At 60.3% G+C, this 14666-nt stretch carries 11 protein-coding genes and 1 pseudogene; 8 read left to right on the forward strand and 4 right to left on the reverse strand.

The features are described 5' to 3' along the window. Positions 1-481: 481 nt before the first annotated feature. Complete coding sequence (locus tag F3H96_RS11955; protein WP_149801942.1) at positions 482-1417, reverse strand: hypothetical protein; 936 nt, start codon at positions 1415-1417, stop codon at positions 482-484. Positions 1418-1517: 100 nt separating this feature from the next. Here F3H96_RS11955 and F3H96_RS11960 point away from each other — a divergent pair, with 100 nt between their 5' ends. The 6 genes from F3H96_RS11960 to F3H96_RS11985 are packed head-to-tail and all read left to right on the forward strand — an operon-like array spanning position 1518 to position 9689. Continuing rightward, positions 1518-2630 (forward strand): HAD family hydrolase, encoded by a 1113-nt coding sequence (locus F3H96_RS11960; protein ID WP_149801943.1) that lies wholly within the window; start codon positions 1518-1520, stop codon positions 2628-2630. 25 nt (positions 2631-2655) lie between these two features. After that, a complete protein-coding gene (locus F3H96_RS11965) occupies positions 2656-3177 on the forward strand; it encodes a gluconate 2-dehydrogenase subunit 3 family protein (protein WP_149801944.1) in 522 nt (173 codons plus the stop codon). After that, a complete protein-coding gene (locus F3H96_RS11970; protein ID WP_188131360.1) occupies positions 3147-4835 on the forward strand; it encodes a GMC family oxidoreductase in 1689 nt (562 codons plus the stop codon). Before F3H96_RS11965 ends, F3H96_RS11970 begins: the two co-directional genes overlap by 31 nt. Before the next feature lie 28 nt (positions 4836-4863). After that, positions 4864-6045: a hypothetical protein gene (locus tag F3H96_RS11975; RefSeq protein WP_149801946.1), complete on the forward strand. Its 1182-nt coding sequence runs from the start codon at positions 4864-4866 to the stop codon at positions 6043-6045. Between the two features lies 1 nt (position 6046). Continuing rightward, the gene (locus F3H96_RS11980; RefSeq protein ID WP_149801947.1) at positions 6047-7339 is read left to right on the forward strand and encodes a hypothetical protein; all 1293 of its coding nucleotides are present in this window, start codon (positions 6047-6049) and stop codon (positions 7337-7339) included. A 4-nt stretch (positions 7340-7343) separates the two neighbouring features. Further along, positions 7344-9689 carry a S8 family serine peptidase gene (locus F3H96_RS11985; RefSeq protein ID WP_149801948.1) on the forward strand — a complete coding sequence of 782 codons (2346 nt, stop codon included), beginning with the start codon at positions 7344-7346 and terminating at the stop codon, positions 9687-9689. Between the two features lie 190 nt (positions 9690-9879). On the opposite strand, the pseudogene F3H96_RS11990 reads toward F3H96_RS11985, so the two are convergent. Then, positions 9880-10208, reverse strand: a pseudogene (locus tag F3H96_RS11990) (transposase); the annotation flags it as partial. Between the two features lie 72 nt (positions 10209-10280). Between F3H96_RS11990 and F3H96_RS11995 the strand changes: the two are divergent. Next, positions 10281-10583, forward strand: coding sequence for a helix-turn-helix domain-containing protein (locus F3H96_RS11995; RefSeq protein WP_149801950.1), 303 nt, complete (start codon positions 10281-10283; stop codon positions 10581-10583). After that, positions 10466-11578 (forward strand): site-specific integrase, encoded by a 1113-nt coding sequence (locus tag F3H96_RS12000; RefSeq protein ID WP_149801951.1) that lies wholly within the window; start codon positions 10466-10468, stop codon positions 11576-11578. The genes F3H96_RS11995 and F3H96_RS12000 overlap by 118 nt, the downstream gene beginning before the upstream one ends. 103 nt (positions 11579-11681) lie before the next feature. Here the strand turns inward: F3H96_RS12000 and F3H96_RS12005 are convergent, their stop codons facing one another. Then, complete coding sequence (locus F3H96_RS12005; protein WP_244619976.1) at positions 11682-12875, reverse strand: O-antigen ligase family protein; 1194 nt, start codon at positions 12873-12875, stop codon at positions 11682-11684. Positions 12876-13042: 167 nt separating this feature from the next. Next, complete coding sequence (locus tag F3H96_RS12010) at positions 13043-14578, reverse strand: undecaprenyl-phosphate glucose phosphotransferase (RefSeq protein ID WP_149801952.1); 1536 nt, start codon at positions 14576-14578, stop codon at positions 13043-13045. Between the last annotated feature and the right edge of the window lie 88 nt (positions 14579-14666).

The following is a 14666-nucleotide window of genomic DNA, read 5'->3' on the forward strand; positions in this document are numbered from 1 at the left end:
AGCCAGTTCCGAACACGATATCTTCAACATCGGTTTGATTGAAATATGCGCGGGTTGCGGCAACTTGCCGGACGGGCTCGCGGGAGTGCGTACGGCGGCTTCCAGCAGGGCGGCACCTCGTTTGGTTGACGGGTGGATCGCGCCACAGCAGCTGTTGTCCTAAGGGCCGTCGGGGCCTAGAGATCGCGAGCGGCCAGCAAATCGGCACATCGTGCTTGCTTCTTATATTGTATATTGCCCACCACGACCAGATCGCGGCCGACCATCGCTCAACCATCCATATCAGGCTCGCGGATGGTAGAAAAATGGCGAAGCTGCGTTTTGAGTGCCCAGGAGTTCTGGTTTCCTTGAGCTCCTAGGGGTTTACCGGTCGGTGAGGACTGCCTTTCCATAATGCCAAGGCGCGACGCTGCCCGCCGTGGCTTTCAGTAAGTAAATGTCGGCTTCCCGGCTTGTCTGTAGCATGAGCCGGCGTGCCGGATTAGCAGAACAGCACCAGGTGTCGGGTTCCGAAGCGCAGGGTCAGCAAGTGCTCAGGCATGTTAGGGCCCTCAACATCCAAGATTTTATCCCATCCCTGGCAGTCTGTGTGGATACGGTAGATCACGCCCGAACCATCAGCTTTGCAGTTCACAAAGTAGGGCGATCCATCGTCGAGAATCAGCGCGGCGTTCAGCGTCTGGTCAAGGGCCTCGTGGAGTTCCATATGGGCTGAAACTTCAAGCGTTCCAGCGGCGAGACCATCCATTATCCGGTCTATATTAACGTTACCCGTGCCGCCAGTGTTGGTCTTTAGGAAGAAGTTAGCGCCGCCCATCGCGAAGAACACAAAGCGCGTCCAGTTCTTCGCCCAAGTATGGGACCACACACAGAGCGGCTGCAGGGGCGGCTTGGTTGGTGGCGCTGCAACGGTGGCAGCGACGGTATACATCGCCACAGCTCCGGTCGCGCTATTGTAGCCCATGAAGGCTACTTGGTTCATCGAGACAAACGGCCGTATCATCGTGAACCCGGCTGTGGGTCCTGGCTCGTGCGAGCGATGGAATTCGAGTGCATCGCTCAGGGTAAGTTTTTGGTCAATCGCGCGAAATTCGAAGCGTCCGTTCTCACGCTGATAGCACATCACATAAGGTTGGTTGGCGAGCACGAAACTCTCAATTGCGTCCCACCCCACCCCAAGGTTTTCGTTACCGGCCAAGGTGAAAAATGGCGCCGTAAGTCCGGCCACGTAGAATTGTGCTGCCCCGCTACGGCGTTCATACATCAAAAGATGTGGGAGGCCCCCAAGCTCGACCGAGGCAACTAGGTCATAGCGCCCGAAAATGTCTTGTGCTGCGGCCGTGGTTAGAGATGTCAGCTTTGCTGTGCTGCCGCCACGTTCCGGATCGAAAAGAAAAGCGCCTACCTGCAAAACCATGGTCAGTGTTTTCCAGTGAATATTGAGCTAGGAAAAGGTACATATTGACACTTGGCACGAAATAATCACATCTTTAAAGGCCTGGATAGGGGGAGTCGAAATGTCGGCAATAGACGCCATATTTTTCGACGTGCGGGATACGCTAGGTACTGTGGACAGCCCCGGCCACCTTGTGCCCTTTCGACCTACTACTCAGATGTTGCTAGAGGCGGTGAAGAGCCTCGGCGTGCGGATGGGGGCAATTACCAATCTGCCGTCAGGCCTCAGCGATGCCCATGGTCGCGAGATGGTCACCCAAGCGGTGCTATCGCAGAGGCCGGATGGCGGTCACGTGACGATCGGGGACTTCATTGCGCGTGACGATATCATTACCAATCACGAAGCGGCGGCCGACAAGCCAGCTGCGGCGATCTATGAGTTCGCCGCCAATAAGTTCAAAGTTCCGATCGGCCAATGTCTTTTTATCGGGGAGAATTTCAACGAGTGCGTCGGGGCGAAACTGGCCGGGATGGACAGCCTGATCAAGCCTAACCCCCCTGGCGGTGAATTCATGCGCGCGCTAGTGGGCAAGCTCGACGCATCTACCAACAGCAGCGGCCGCCAGTTCGAGGCGATGCTTGAGCATGAACATATGCTCGGCGAGCGGATCTTCGCAGTCGGAGGCGCAATTGCCGCCAGCATCGGCGTGTTGGTGGATGGCAAGGCACCAGTCCAGGTTCCCGACCGCTGGACCTCGCCGCCGAATATCGCCGTCCCCGGCGAACTGCGTCGCGCCATGGCACTGTTCCTGCATCTGATCGACCACTTCGCCGACCCCGTGCACCTAAAGGCGGAGGAGGCGATGATCGAGTTCGCGGTAGGGTGCGGGATGTCGCGCAAAACTGGTCAGTGGGTTTTCGACCAGCATGATCAGGCACGCGCTTATTGGAAGGCGATTGATGTCGCCTGGCGGCGGATCCAGACCGGCGACGATGACGACCGCTTCTATGCTCTGCAAGATTTCAAGGCTCTCGCCGACGCGTTCGTAGTACTGTTCAAGGCCCACGCTGTGCGCGAGAACAATCAGCTCTACCCAGATGCCGGCGCCGTGTTCAACGATGCTGATGACGCGCTCGTGCTGAACATGATCCAACACTCGGGCGTTCCCGATATCTCTCCATATATCGGCATGGTTGAGCGGGCCGAGGCTCTGTTGGGGATCAAGCCGGAATAGTACCAAGTGAAGGAGGACCGCAGCAATGACAGTCCCGCGCGCACCAAAAATGACCGGCGCACGCTACTTTACTCCGGCTCAGAACGAAGATCTCGCAACCTTGTTCGAAGCCATTTGGCCTGGTGCGCCCGGACGTCCAGGCGCGCGCGACGCCGGCGCCAGTGACTATGTTGATCAGTTGCTCGCCGTGGCGGAGGCATATTATGAGGTGCCGGGCTGGCGCGTCACATACCAGGAAGGTCTGGCCATGCTGACTGCAGGGGCAAAGACGCGATTCCCGGGGCTGGCGAATCTAGCCGCTCTCAAGCCGAATCAGGCGACGGATCTGCTAAGCCAACTACAGGCGGGCGCACTGGCCGAATTCCCCGACGTGGCTTGGCAAAAGAACTTCTTCGCGGTGCTTCGAAGCCACGCGATCGAAGGTTGCCTGGCAGACCCTCGCTGGGGCGGAAATCGTAACGGGGTGATTTGGAAGTGGCTGGGCTATCCCGGCGCACCTTTCCGGCAAGCGCCATTGTGCGCACATTTGCAGCAGGCGCCATTGTGATAGCTCGCCCCGATGCTATCATCGTCGGAAGCGGCGCTGGCGGCTCAACGGCCGCACGCATTCTGACCAAGCGTGGCTGGAACGTCGTGGTCCTCGAGAAGGGCGGGCCGGTCGACGCTGAAGACTTTCTGCCTTTCGATGAGTTGCATTTCCGCGAACACAAGACGCTGATCCCCAAGATTGTCGACGACCCGATGATCTACGCCGGTCTCGACGGCAATAGCCCGGTCCGTAGCGAGCGATGGTGGGAGGTCACCATGGTCGGCGGGTCCACCAACGTCTGGGACGCCAATTTCCCGCGCTATACAACGCCCGATTTTGACGTCACGCCCTACATGAAGGGCATTCCAAACGCCGGCCACATGGTTAAATGGCCTTGGAGCTACGAGGAATTCCGGCCTTGGTTCGAGATGGCCGAGTGGGACTGGGCCGTTTCGGGGGCAGCGGGCCAGTCTGAAGAGGAGATGCGAGCTGGTTATCAGTATCCGATGCCCGTGCTCAAACCTCACCAGTCTTCCGCCTTCCTGCGAAGTCTATTCCGCAAGGCTGGTTTGAAACCTTATTTCGGCGCGAGGGCGATCAACTCACAGACCTATGACGGACGGCCCGCCTGCTCGTTCTGTGGTTTCTGCCAGTTCTTCGGCTGCGCCGTAAACAGCCGTGCCAACGCGGCCAATACCATGTTGCGTCGGGCGCTCGCCACCGGCCGCTGCGATCTTCGGGTCAATCACTATGTCATCCGCGTGGAGCATGAGCCCGGCCCCGACGGGCGCCGCCGGATCCGCGGCGTCTGGTATGTGACCGAGCCGGGCGGGCCGGAACAATTCATGGCATCAGACCGGGTGATCGTGTCCGTGCAGACTATCCAGTCGGCGCGGCTCTTTCTTCTTTCCGAGGTGCCCGATCCCTATAAGCTGGTTGGCCGTTTCCTTACCTATCACACCAAGGGCGACGCCCACTTTACTTTCCCAGGCAAGGGGGTCTGGAACCCGGGCTTGAACAATTTCTACCAGCCGGTGACCGCGATCGGGAGCCTGCAGTTGCGCGGCCTCTATACCTACAAGGACAGCGCAGGCGATATGCGCAAGGGCGGCAAATTCTCGGTCTATGACCCTTTCACCTGCACTACGCCGCTGCGGCTCGTGAAGGGCGCCTCGCTGGGGCCATCCGAGAAGAACATCTGGGGTGCAAACCTAGTGAACTACATGGAGGAGCTTCGCACCCAGGGTGGCGTGTCGGTTTCGTTCACCGGCGACGCTATGAGCCTATACAACAACCGTGTTGAGCTTGACCCGGTGGTCAAGGACCCTTGGGGCGTGCCGGTCCCCAAGACGTTCTATCGCCACGACCCGTGGGATTTGGCTACGAGTCGCTTTGCGTTGGATACTATTGCCGAAGCGGTTGGGAACGCAGGCGGCGAGCTGCGCAAGAACGATCCGCAGGACGAGGCCAATCCCGGCTACGGTCATGTTCATGGCGCCTTGCGCGCCGGTGCTGACCGCGGCGCCTCGGTGCTCAACCTTGATTGTGAATCCCACGAGGTGGCTGGGTTGACGGTGCTGGACGCGGCGTGGATGCCCACCGCCGGTGCATCAAACCCATCCCTGACTTTGCTCGCGAATGCCTACCGTGTCTGCACAGCTATGCCGCAGGCTTGACCTGGCCGCAAAATCTTAGGAGTTGAACATGACGGACGATCTCGACTTCCGACAGCAACTCGCTGTCGAACTGCTCAGCGCCGGTATTACTGCAACAGACATGACGAACGACGTGCCTCCGAGCGTGCTCGCGACGTCGGCTGCGCTCGCGGCGGACTTGAAGATTCCTTTCCCTTCAGGACTGAGGCCGGCCCCTTATCCTATCAACCCTGAGCCGCAGCTAAACGATCCGCTTCCAAAAGCTGATGTCGTGGTAGTGACTTGGACGGTGGACGAGGTTTCAGCACTCGCTGACGTGCTAACCCCACAGATCACGCGAGATCATTGGTATCGCTATGCGCGAAATTTTTCCGCATATCTGCCCAAAATTCGCGAGCATGCGCCAGCACGCAACGCGCAGCGGCTGGCCAGCTACTATATGACTAAGATCGGCACCAAGACGGTGCTGTGCTTGAAGTCAGAGTTACACCTAAACCAGGACGGCGTGCAGGATCCTCCTTTCTCGGCGGGCAATGCCAGCCTGCCGGTGAAGGATCTCTTCCACCAGATATTGGACGAGGCCGACCCTTCGATCATCATCACCACGGGCACAGCTGGCGCCGTCTTCGCCGAGCATGATTTGGGCGACGTAGTGGTCACTCGCGGCGCCATGTTCCGCGTGCAGAAGGAGTTCGGCAAAGCGCCGTTTGCAGGTAAAACGTATAAGTCCGACTGGCAGGTCAACACGCGTTTGTTCGGCAAGGCAGTCGAGCTGATGCGCGGCTTCAAATCGCAGGTGGCGGCGCCGGAATTCCTGCCTCCCACCGCCAATTATGCCCCACTTGACCATATTCCGAAGCCGATTGCCGAAAATGACCCCGACATCAAGATGGACGGCATTGATATGCCGGCCTTCCACCCGATCTTAACCACCGACTTTTTTGAGTTCGGGACATCGGTGAACAAACTGGATCAATTCGGGGCAGCGGTGGAAATGGGCGATGCCGCGCTCGGCCTCTGTGTCGAGGAGCGGGCAGCCAGCGGAAAGTCTACCCCCAACTGGTTGGTGATCCGCAACTGCTCGGACCCGCAGATCAACGGGGCCTTACGCAACCGTCCGTCCAAGCAAAGCCTGCAGGCCATGTGGGCGGTCTACTATTATATGGGCTTCGGCTACTGGACCTCGGTGAACAGCGCGATCACCACTTGGGCCGTGATTGCGGGCAACTGAGGTGGCCAGCTCACAGATTCCCGTCGAGGTAGAGCTCGCCTTCGAACTCATGCCCTGCCAAGCTGAGCGTGTGGCTCAGACCCCTGGCCCCACCCCACATGCGTGCAGCTATTTCCGCGAGTGGGGCACCTATCACAGTTTCGACTACAAGACCGCGGGGCCGCCCAAGCCGGGCATGCAGACGACTGCCGAGTATGTGGGCCGTGCGCCCTTGGTGCCGGAGATGCTTAGCGGTTGCCGAAAGGCGCCGCTGATGGCCGTCGGCATCAATCCCAACTTACCCGGGTGGTGGGCGCCGCTTCGTAGTTCATTGAACCCGCTGTTTGACGATTACCGCCAATATGCCCACTATTTTCGCTGGCGCGGAACCTCGAAGCCCGAACTGTCCAAGGCCGACTATGCAGCCTTTGGAGGCGGTGGCCCCGGTGACACGCCGCCCGATGGCACGCTGCAACTTAATGTGCCGCCCGGTGCTGATGGGGGTTACCCGCTGAATCTGCTGTGGCGCTCCCAGCAGATGTATCTCGAATATCAGGGGCTGCTAGACGGACTAGCCCACGCAATGGGCTGGCCAGACGGCCGCCTTGCAGTCGGCGAAGACCTCTCTTACGGCAACATGGTGGCCTGCCCCTCCGCCAAATGGGTGACGGGCAACCCGGTTCCACCAGACAACCTTCCGGGCATGACCGACACCCAGAAGGTGGGGATCGTATCGGAATGCTTTCGGCAACGGAAATACTTCCTGCGCCAGCTGTTCCAGAGCCTGCCGTCGGTGATCGTGGTGTTCAGCCAAAACACCGCCTCGACCTTCATCGGGGAGTTGCAGGGCCGTTTCTCCAAGGGTGATCCCAAGAACACCGACACCATCGAAGAGTTGATGAGCCGTGAGGTCATCCTGCATTATGGGGACCTTCCGGACGGCCGGTCGCTCGATGCGCGAGTGGTCTTCGGGCCCCATCCCACCGGCAGTCCAGCCGCGTGGGCTGCGGGTAAACCCAAGGTTCTGGCCCAATTGGTAGCTGCCGCCCGACAGGGCCGGCTGACCTTCAACACCGCCACTAGGCGACTGGCCCGGCCTCCGGGTTCTTGCGCTTTTTGCCCGATTCTCGACGTCGGCCCCTGCGACTATCGCAGCGAGCTAACGCCTCTCGAGCTTCAGCCGACACTGACTGCAGACCGAATTCCCGGCATTGGCCCGGACAAGGCGACGCAGCAGTCGCTGATGGGCGCTTTCCTGTCCGACCTGAACCCTGCGCCTGGCCTATGGAGCGACGACGAGGCATCGGAGGACTAGGCCGATGAGCGGTCCGCGTGGCTATATCTTCTGCGAATCAGAGCGGGCCAACGAATTGGACGCGATCCTCGCTCAGGCCGCCACGGCCCCGGTTCGCTTCAAGGAATATGTAGAGGCCGATCTTGACAGCGCCACGCTTGCGCGGGTCACCGCGGCGGGGTTCGAGACCTACCTGCGACCGCAGGCGAAGCAGTCGCTTGAGTTAGGCGCACAACCTTCTGACGCCATCCCTACGCCTCCCGAAGCCGGGTTCGCTGCCGACACGCCGGGGATCGTCGAGCCACAGCCGGTGTGGATCGCCCAACCCGACAAGCGCCACGATCCTCGCCTCAAGCGCCGGTTCGCTCAACTCGCCAGTCAGGTGCCGCGAGGCAAGCCAAAGCGGGGTCCGATGCGCTTGGCTCTAAATGGATCGCTAACAACCGAGCGCCGCCAGACACTGGAGGACCTCGGCGTTCGCCTGCTTAACTTTAGGAAAGCCTACTATCAGGTCGAGGTGCCACCATCCGTTCGGGAAGCAGTAAAGGCGCTGCCGTTTGTTGCGAGTCTGAGAGCCTATGATTTGCTCGATAGCGTCTCCAGCGACCTGCTTCGCGCACTCGCCGACCATGATGATGCAGGTAGGCCACCCACTCTGGCGACTTATGATGCCCTGACTCACCATGCGGAAGATACAGGCAGACTGTCCAGCAGACTCAAGGCTATGCCGGGTGTCACCTTCGTTGCCGCGTCTGTGGATGCCGTGCGTTTCTGCGCTGTCGGCAGCGATGCCCTTTTGGCCCGGGTGGCGACCTTGCCGCAAGTGCGCATGCTTACCCCGGTACGAGCCGCCAGATTAGCCGTCGACCATATACGGCCGCTTTGCGGCGTTGCGGCGGCTGGCGGCGAGGTTCCACTAATGGGCGAGGGCCAGATTATCGCGATCCTCGACAGTGGCATTACTGACCATCCGGATTTCAAGGGCCGGATCAAAAGCAAGATAGGTTTCGACGGCTGCGATCCCGAGGACATCTACGGTCATGGTCTTCATGTGGCGGGTATTGCGGCCGGCTCAGGCGCTGCTTCGGGTGGGGTGCTTCGTGGCATAGCACCGGCCGCAGAACTGGTCGTAATAGGCATGCGCCGTGATAACGGCGAGCTTGCTCTCCCGCTGGATTTAGGTGACCTCCTTAGAGTCGCAGTCGACAACGGTGCTCGAATAATCAACTGCAGCTGGGGTACCCCCGTTGGCGCTGTCTACGATTCCGCCGCTCTTTCGGTGGACAGATTCGTGTGCGCTCATCCGGATGTGCTGGTGGTATTTGCTGCCGGCAACAAGGGCGACGCGCGATCCGGCACCCATTCGCTGTGGACTGTAGGCTCGCCCGCTACCGCCAAGAATGCACTCGCTGTCGGTGCCAGTGGCACAGATCGGATTAACATTGATAAGACGTGGAATGTTTACGACTCTAATTTGTTCGCGAATCCGGCGGGTGCGGCAAGGATGACGCCGGCAATCGACGAGGTGGCTTTGCTTTCAAGCGCCGGGCCCACTGATACCCGCGGGATCAAGCCCGATCTGACAGCGCCGGGGGTTTGGGTGCTAGCGCCGCGTTTGGCGGGCGGGCCGCTCCCCTACGAACCTTTTGATGCCTACGGCGGCCAATATGGCTATCTTCATGGAACCAGCATGGCCGCCCCGGTAGTCGCAGGAGCAGCGGCGATCCTGCGACAGCACCTCTTGGCAAGCGGCCCACCGCCCTCAGCCGCTTTGATGCGAGCACTTCTTATAAGCGCCACGCGACCGATGCCAGCCCTGGATCATCCGGCCGCCCCGCCTATTGGCTATCCGGACTTCGACCAGGGCTTTGGACGCCTCGACCTGGCCACGCTGCTTCCAGTATCGGGCTCTCCGAGCGGCCGAACGATCATGTTCGACGACGTGCCTAATGACGATCCGAGACGGGCGCTAACCAGCGGCGTTAGGCCCGGTGATAATGGTCGAAGCCTGCGCCGCTACTCCTTTACCGCGAAGCCGGGCGCAGTCGATCAGATGCGGATCACACTCGCTTGGACCGACGCGCCTGGGGCCGACGTGCAGAACGACTTGCAGCTTCTTGTCACTACCCCGAGCAATAAGCAGATCGTCGGCAATCCCGACCACAAGCTCGACCGAATATTCGGTCCGCCGGATGCTGGCGATCCTTTCATCTCCGACCGCCACAACACCGTGGAGCAGGTCCGGATTCCTTCGCCCGAAGCCGGCGAATATCGGGTACGCGTTTGGGCCCGCAACACTGTCTACCCACCCCAAGGCTACGCCTTAGCCATCTGCGGCGAATTGACCGGCACCCTTCATGCCGATCCTTAAGCTCCGAACCCAATCAGGTTGTTGACTGATTTTAGTCTTCTTGGTGCAGCCTTGAAAACAGCAGAGTTTGAATCATGGCAGGTGCTAATCAAGGCAAAAGCCACGCGCTTATTGGCATTCTAGTCCAGAACGTCCGGAGCGAGCTCCTTTCTCGCGGACGGGCGCAACTGGATCCTAAAGCACGTCACGATTAATTGGCCTCAAATCCGGCAGCCTTTGAAGTTTCTGCACTGTAGCGGGTCGAACAGGTCGCATATGTCCTTGGATTGAGGTCCGGCGAGTAGGCCGGCAGCGGCAGCAGCCAAGCACCGCGTTGGCGCACCAGTTCGGCCGCCCGCTCGCTCTTGTGGAAGGCGACGTTGTCGAGGATGACGACGTCGCCGGTTTGAGCTCGGGTGCAAGCTGGGTCTCGACATAGAGTTCGAAACGCGCCTTGTTCATCGGCGCATCGACGATCCAAGGCGCAATCATGGCGTGGCATCTCAAGCCGGCGATGAAGGTCTGCGTCTTCCATGCACCGCGCGCCGGAGTCGTTGCGATTTGTAATAATTCGTGAAAGTAACCGGTTCGACGACCGCTATAACGTCGTGAATGTCGAGCCTGCTAACCCCCGCCCAAGCCGCGTCATTCCTCGCCGTCACCCCCAAGCACCTGCTTGAATTGACCAACGAGGGCGCTTTGCGCTGGGTGAACATAGGTCTTGAGGGCAAGAGGCCTACCCGGCGCTACAAACAAGACGACCTTGCTGATTTCATTGAAAGACGGAGGCAAAAGGCATGCCGGTATATCGAAAGCACGGCAAACCAGAATACACGTTTGACTTCCAGCTTTGCGGTCGTCGATTTTTCGGCCCCACCGGCACGAGCAACAAGCGGCAGGCGGAGCGCATCCTAGAGCAGAAGCGGCAGGAAGCTCGTGCCACGCTGAAAACGGCTGCAAGCTTCACCGCTGAAGGCCCCATGACACTCGAGATAGCTACTTCCCGCTACTGGCACGAGGTGGGGCAGCATCTGGCGAACTCCGATAACTATTTCCGCTTCCTCGGTTGGCTCCTTGGTCATTTCGGTAAGCACCTAACGCTCGACCGCATCACGGATTCAAAGGTCGCGGCTATGGTCTCTAAGCGTCGGGCCGATGGTGTCAGCAACGCGACTGTCAATCGGACCGCGACTGTCCCGCTGCGCGGCATCATGACTCGGGCGAAGAAAACGTGGAAGGTCCCGGTCGCCGACATCGACTGGAGCCGCCATCTGCTAAAGGAGCCGAAGGAGCGTGTCCGCGAGGCCAGCGTGGACGAGGAAAAGCGCCTAATGGCCGCCATGCGTGATGACTACGCACCCGCGGTCCGTTTCGCGATCCTTACCGGTTGCCGTCGGATGGAGATCGTGGATCTCACCTGGGCGCGAGTTGACTTCTTCGGCAAGACCTTCACCATCGTAGGCAAGGGCGAGAAGACCCGGATGTTGCCAATGACGGATGCAGTCTACGATCTGCTCTGGGCTCTTCGGGGACACCATTCGACCGGCGTCTTCACCTATGTGGCGAAAAGGACGAGCAAACAGCTTGGGCTTATTCGGGGCGAGCGCTATCCGATTACGATGGAGGGCTTCAAGACGGCCTGGCGGCGTCACCGTGCCAAGTCCGGAGTTGAGAACTTCCGCTTCCATGACACGCGCCACACCGCTGCTACGCGCACTCTCCGCACCGGCAATATGAAGGTTGTCCAGAGGATGCTCGGCCATGAAGACATCGCTACTACGGCGAAATACGCGCATGCCATGATCGAAGATATGCGCGTCGCAATGGAGGCAGCAAATCACACCGGAAGTCCCACCGGAAGAGGAAAGAAAGCCTCTAGTAAATTGAAAGATAAGAAGAAATCGGCCTGAGCAACCTTGACCCCCAGTCAAGTGCGCTACCGGGCTGCGCTACACTCCGGACCGGGTGGCGATGTATCGTGATAACCCCGTGCGGGTCAACCGAATTCGGTGCCTATCGCGCAAGCGAAATTGCAAGGAGGGATGCAGGCGCTCTCGGCCGCAATTCCCGCTGATGCCGGTACTCCAGCGCGATCGCGCCCCAGATCAATCCCAGCAGCAGGTAAAGATGGCGCCAGTGGTCGATGTCGATGAAGGTGCCGAGGCCGATATTGCCGAGATAGGCGACGTAGGCGCACAGCAGATAAGGCTGCCATGGCCGGTCGCGCAGCAGGATGCGGAAGCCGGCGCCGATCGTCCATAGTGTCAGCGTCAGGAACGACACGAAGCCCAGCCAGCCGTAATCCATCAGCGCCTTCAGCCAGATGTCGTGCGTGTCCTCGCCATAGATGGTGCCGAAGACCAGCGGGCCGATGCCGAACGGATGCTCCATCGCCAGCTGGAAGCCGATCGCATAGCGGGCGAAGCGGCCAAGCCGCGCCGAATCGTAGCTCTGCTCGAGCTGCGCGCGCTGGGTGAACATGTCCGACACGCCCGGCAGTTGCAGGATGATCAGGAAGGCGATCACCAGCAGCGCCACGGCCGCGATCGTCATCACCACCACCCGCAGCCGGAACTTGCCGCTGGCGCTCTGCAGGAAAAGGCAGGCGGTAAGCAGCACCGCTGACACCGCGAACATGCCCCAGGCGCCGCGTGAGAAAGAAAAGAAGATGCCGGCCGTGATGACGAGCAGCGGCATCGCCAGCAGCGGCATGCGCGATACAGGGCCGGTCAAGAGCAGGTAGAGCAGATAGGTCCCGGGCAGCACCAGGAACGGCCCGAACACGTTCGGGTCCTGGAAGGCCCCGGCGGCGCGGTCGTATTTGGTGAACATTTCCGCGCCCGGGAAGGCGTGGAAATAACCGGCGATGCCGAGCAGCGACGTCGCAACGGCCGACACGACATAGGCGATGAAGATCAGCCGGTAGAGGCTCGGCTGAACCGAGGTCACCGAGGCGAAGAACACCGCGCTGAAGGCGAGAAACAGCGAGACGGCAAGGTAGAGCGGCGTGTTGGCGAGGTCCGCCATCTGCGTCATGGCGATCATGCCGCCGACGTTCATCGCCGCCAGCAGCACCAGCAACGGCACGATGGCGCGTGAGATCCGCAGCCCGAACAGCGCCCAGACCGCGATCAGTCCGGCCATATAGATTTCGTAAGGCGCCGGCTCGCTGATGACGAAGCCGGAGAGCAGCATGCCGGTGCCGATCGCGGCCGAGGCGATCAGCGAAATCAGCTTGGCGTTGACCGCCGAGGGCGGCAACTTGTTGATCGCCGAGGGCGATAACTCGTTGACCGCTGAGGGCGGCAACTTGTTGACAGCCCGCGGCTGCAACTTGCTGACCGCTGAAGCCGGCATTTCATGAGCGATGGCGCTCAATAGGCGTTTTCCGTGTTGAGCAGGCGGATCGGCGTCAGGAACAGGATGCGCAAATCGAACAGCATCGACCAGTTCTCGATGTAATAGAGGTCGTATTCGGTGCGCATGCGGATCTTTTCATTGGTGTCCATCTCGCCGCGCCAACCGTTGATCTGCGCCCAGCCGGTGACGCCGGGCTTGACCTTGTGGCGGGCGAAATAGCCGTCGACCACCTCGTTGTAGAGCAAATTGTGCGACTGCGCGGCGATCGCATGCGGGCGCGGCCCGACCAGCGACAGCGAGCCGAACAGCGAGTTGAAGAACTGCGGCAACTCGTCGATCGAGGTCTTGCGGATGAAGCGGCCGACGCGGGTGACGCGCGGATCGTTCTTGGTCACCGTCTGCCTGGCGGTCGGGTCCGACCTGTCGGTAAACATCGAGCGGAATTTATAGACCTCGATGATCTCGTTGTTGAAGCCGTGCCGCTTCTGCTTGAACAGCACCGGGCCCTTGCTGTCGAGCTTGATGGCGATCGCGGTGGCGAGCATCACCGGCGAGAAGAGGATGATGCCGACAAGCGAGAAGACTATGTCGAAGGCGCGCTTGGCGACCGAATCCCAGTCGTTGATCGGCTTGTCGAAGATGTCGAGCATCGGCACCGAGCCGATGTAGGAGTAGGCGCGGGGACGGAACTGCAGCGCGTTCGAATGCGCCGACAGCCGGATGTCGACCGGCAGCACCCACAGTTTCTTCAGGAGTTGCAGGACACGCGATTCGGCGGTCAGCGGCAGCGACACGATCAGCATGTCGATACGGGCGATGCGCGCGAATTCGATCAACTCGGAAATGGTGCCGAGCTTCGGATAGCCGGCGACGATCGGCGGCGAGCGCTTGTCGTTGCGGTCGTCGAAGATGCCGCAGATGCGGATATCGTTATAAGGCTGCTTCTCGACCGATCGGATCAGCTGTTCGGCGGCTTTGCCGCCACCGACGATGAGGGCGCGGCGCTCCATGCGGCCGTCACGCGCCCAGCGCCGGATGAGGCTGGACATCACCAGCCTGAGGCCGAAGATCAGCAAGAGGCCGACCACGAACCAGGTGCCGAACAACAGGCGCGAATAGTCTTCCGACGCCTTCATGGCGAAGGCCGTGAGCGCCATCAGCGCGAAGCTGCCGGCCCACACCAGCAGCACGCGGCCGAAATTGGCGAGTGGGCGCATCAGCGCCGCGATCTGGTAGCAGTCGGTGACGTCGAGCAGCACCACGGCGAGGAGCGACGAGGCTGCCATCGTCAGCGGATATTGCCAGGCCAGATAATTGAAGAAGCCGACATAGTAGAAATAGACGCCGAGCCCGGACAGGAACAGCAGCGCGAACTCGACCATGCGCAGCACGCCGCTGACCATGATCGGCGACATGGTATCGCGCCGGTATTGTGAGGCGACCTGGCGCGCGACGTCGTTGATGCCGCCGGCGTTTTCGCTACCGGCAGGAGCGTCGTAGTTGCGCACCGCATCCATGGAAAAGCGGTGCGCAGGGTCGATCTCATTCATGGGAACTGTCCGCGAGCTTCGCGCAACCGCATAGCAAAAGAGAGCTAAGAAAGCCTTGAAGCAACCGGTGGTTTTGGAGTTGTTGTGC

This window comes from Mesorhizobium sp. NFR06, assembly GCF_900115245.1.
In the GTDB taxonomy this organism is placed as follows: domain Bacteria; phylum Pseudomonadota; class Alphaproteobacteria; order Rhizobiales; family Rhizobiaceae; genus Mesorhizobium.

Bases quoted from the DNA above. Each gene is read 5' to 3' on its own strand.
- F3H96_RS12010 (WP_149801952.1), bottom strand. From the start codon at position 14,578: ATGAATGAGATCGACCCTGCGCACCGCTTTTCCATGGATGCGGTGCGC.
- F3H96_RS11985 (WP_149801948.1), top strand. From the start codon at position 7,344: ATGAGCGGTCCGCGTGGCTATATCTTCTGCGAATCAGAGCGGGCCAAC.
- F3H96_RS11955 (WP_149801942.1), bottom strand. From the start codon at position 1,417: ATGGTTTTGCAGGTAGGCGCTTTTCTTTTCGATCCGGAACGTGGCGGC.
- F3H96_RS11960 (WP_149801943.1), top strand. From the start codon at position 1,518: ATGTCGGCAATAGACGCCATATTTTTCGACGTGCGGGATACGCTAGGT.
- F3H96_RS11975 (WP_149801946.1), top strand. From the start codon at position 4,864: ATGACGGACGATCTCGACTTCCGACAGCAACTCGCTGTCGAACTGCTC.
- F3H96_RS12000 (WP_149801951.1), top strand. From the start codon at position 10,466: ATGCCGGTATATCGAAAGCACGGCAAACCAGAATACACGTTTGACTTC.
- F3H96_RS11995 (WP_149801950.1), top strand. From the start codon at position 10,281: ATGTCGAGCCTGCTAACCCCCGCCCAAGCCGCGTCATTCCTCGCCGTC.
- F3H96_RS11965 (WP_149801944.1), top strand. From the start codon at position 2,656: ATGACAGTCCCGCGCGCACCAAAAATGACCGGCGCACGCTACTTTACT.